Source organism: Polaromonas sp., from assembly GCF_041689105.1.
Taxonomy (GTDB): domain Bacteria; phylum Pseudomonadota; class Gammaproteobacteria; order Burkholderiales; family Burkholderiaceae_C; genus Polaromonas.
In genome coordinates, this window is sequence record NZ_JBDNGU010000235.1 from 1 (window position 1) to 2,485 (window position 2,485).

The 2,485-nt window shown below is 63.0% G+C and carries 2 protein-coding genes and 2 pseudogenes; 2 read left to right on the forward strand and 2 right to left on the reverse strand.

The genetic code is table 11. The annotated features are described in order from the left end of the window. Nucleotides 1-161: 161 nt before the first annotated feature. Together ACESMT_RS21710 and ACESMT_RS21715 are read left to right on the forward strand one after the other, a co-directional pair. Nucleotides 162-845 (forward strand): TIGR04283 family arsenosugar biosynthesis glycosyltransferase, encoded by a 684-nt coding sequence (locus ACESMT_RS21710; RefSeq protein ID WP_372828670.1) that lies wholly within the window; start codon nucleotides 162-164, stop codon nucleotides 843-845. Between the two features lie 7 nt (nucleotides 846-852). After that, the gene (locus tag ACESMT_RS21715) at nucleotides 853-1,470 is read left to right on the forward strand and encodes a TIGR04282 family arsenosugar biosynthesis glycosyltransferase (protein ID WP_372828671.1); all 618 of its coding nucleotides are present in this window, start codon (nucleotides 853-855) and stop codon (nucleotides 1,468-1,470) included. Between the two features lie 77 nt (nucleotides 1,471-1,547). On the opposite strand, the pseudogene ACESMT_RS21720 reads toward ACESMT_RS21715, so the two are convergent. Together ACESMT_RS21720 and ACESMT_RS21725 are read right to left on the reverse strand one after the other, a co-directional pair. Further along, nucleotides 1,548-1,661, reverse strand: a pseudogene (locus ACESMT_RS21720) (DinB family protein); the annotation flags it as partial. Nucleotides 1,662-1,783: 122 nt separating this feature from the next. Then, nucleotides 1,784-2,485, reverse strand: a pseudogene (locus tag ACESMT_RS21725) (IS256 family transposase); the annotation flags it as partial.

The following is a 2,485-nucleotide window of genomic DNA, read 5'->3' on the forward strand; positions in this document are numbered from 1 at the left end:
AAATGGGCTCCGCCAGAACGGATTCAGCGTCGATCAAACGCATTTACCCCTTGGCACATCGACGTGTCGATGAAATCGCCAAAACCTTCGGCCCAGCCGCCAGCCCCGTTGGTTTCCGAAAAACTCTCGATCTCTGAGCCCAGGGGACCGCAAGCCAGACCATGACACCACCGACCCTGAGTATCGTGATGCCCGTGCTCAATGAGGCGGCAGGCATCGCCGCAGCGCTTCAGGCGCTGGCACCCCTTGCCGCGCGTGGCGTGCAGATCATCGTCGTTGATGGCGGCAGCAGCGACCCCACGGCGGCGCTGGTGTTGGCCGGTGGCGCGCATGTGGTCCACGCGCCACGCGGTCGCGCCTTGCAAATGAACACCGGCGCACAACAGGCCCGCGGCAAGCTGCTGCTGTTTCTGCATGCCGACACGCTGCTGCCGACCGATGCGGACGCCCTCATCAGCAGTGCCATGACGCCAAGCGGCGCTGTCTGGGGCCGCTTCGATGTCCGAATCAGCGGCCAGGCACCGCTGCTGCGCCTGGTGTCGGCCCTGATGAACCTGCGCTCACGCTGGAGCGGCATTGCTACCGGCGATCAGGCGATGTTCATGACGCGTGCGGCTTTTGATGCCGTGGGCGGCTTTCCGGCCCAGCCGCTAATGGAAGACATTGAAATCTCCAGACGCCTGCGCCGGCTCTCGCGCCCGGCCTGTCTGCGCGCAAAAGTGCTGACCTCGGGCCGGCGCTGGGAAACGCGTGGTGTCTGGCGCACCGTGCTGCTGATGTGGCGGCTGCGTTTTGCCTACTGGCGCGGCGCAGCGCCCGAGCATCTGGCCGAGCTGTACAGGTAATGCCGTTGTGACCCGCCTCGTGGTTTTTGCCAAGGCTCCGCAAGCCGGTATAGCCAAGACGCGGCTGATTCCGGCCTTGGGTGCCGAGGGCGCTGCAGACCTGGCGCGCCAGATGTTGGGCCATACGCTGGCCCAGGCGCTGGCGACGGGCGCGCAGGCTGTAGAACTGTGCATGAGCCCGGCGCCGTCCGACCCGGCCTGGAAAGGTGTGGCGCTGCCCCAGGCGGTCGAGCGCAGCGATCAGGGTGAAGGTGACCTCGGCGCGCGCATGGGCCGCGCGATGGAACGCGCCTTGGCGCAGCGGCAGGGCCCGGTCCTGCTGATGGGCACCGACTGCCCGGCACTGAGCGCCGCCCACATCGCCGAAGCCGCCCGGCAACTCAGGCACCACGACGCCGTGCTGGTGCCGGTGGCCGATGGTGGCTACGTGCTGATAGGCCTGAAAGCGCCTTGCCCCAAGGTCTTCACTGGCATGGTGTGGAGCACGCAGGGCGTTGCAGCCGAAACGCTGCGCCGCCTGGCTGCCCTCGGCCTGCGCGTGTGGCTGGGCCCGACCTTGCACGACATGGACGAAGCAGCCGATCTGGTCCACCTGCCCGACACCATGTCGCCAGTTATGAAGTAAAAAAGGCCTTCAGCCCTTTCTGCACGGACGTAAGCAGCTCCTGTTTTAATAGCACATCAGCCTGCCATCCGAGGCGCTCACACCAGCGCGATCAGGTCCGCCACACCGATGTCCACACCCGCCTGCATCAGCAGCGTGGTGACCTGCCCCCGGTGATGCGTCTGGTGGTTGAAAAAATGCGTCAACAGCGCCATTACCATCGGTGCTGTCTGCCTGATTCTGCATGAGTTGCTGCGGGTTCGTCGTACCCCCTAGACCGCCAGTCAAGGCTTGAGTCGAGGGTGTCCCGAATTTTGTGTAAACGGGGCGAGTGTTAAGTCTTGGGCATTCTCTCCTCAAACTGGATAGTAAAGCGGGTCAATGCAGCTTTCCAGTCGCGTAGCGGCATCGTCCATTTCTTGGCTATGTTGGCCAAAGCCAGGTAGAACAATTTCAGCAGGGCGTCGTCACTGGGAAACGAGCCCCGGTTCTTGGTGATCTTGCGCAGACTCATGTTCACCGACTCAATAGCGTTGGTCGTGTAAATGATGCGCCGTATCTCCGGCGGGTAATCAAAGAACGGCGTGATGCGTGCCCAGTTGCTGCGCCAAGACTTCACGATAGTGGGGTAGTGGGGACCCCACTTGTCATCAAACTCCTGCAGCCGCATCTGCGCCTCATCGGCAGTGGCCGCAGCATAGATAGTCTTCAGGTCTGCAGCGATCACCTTGCGCAACTTCCAGCTGACGTAGTTCAGGCTGTGGCGCACCATGTGCACCAGGCACAGTTGGACTGCGGCTTTGGGGTACACCGCCTCGATAGCCCTTCGGGAATCCCTTCAACCCATCCACGCAGGCAATGAAGATATCCTGCACGCCCCGGTTCTTGAGTTCAGTCACCACCTGCAGCCAGAACTTGGCGCCCTCAGTCCGGGCGATCCAAAGGCCCAGCAGTTCTTTCTCACCGTCCATGTTGATGCCCAGTGCCAGGTACACCGCCTTGGCACGCACAGCGCCGGCATCCCGGGTTTTGACGT

Bases quoted from the DNA above. Each gene is read 5' to 3' on its own strand.
- ACESMT_RS21710 (WP_372828670.1), top strand. From the start codon at position 162: ATGACACCACCGACCCTGAGTATCGTGATGCCCGTGCTCAATGAGGCG.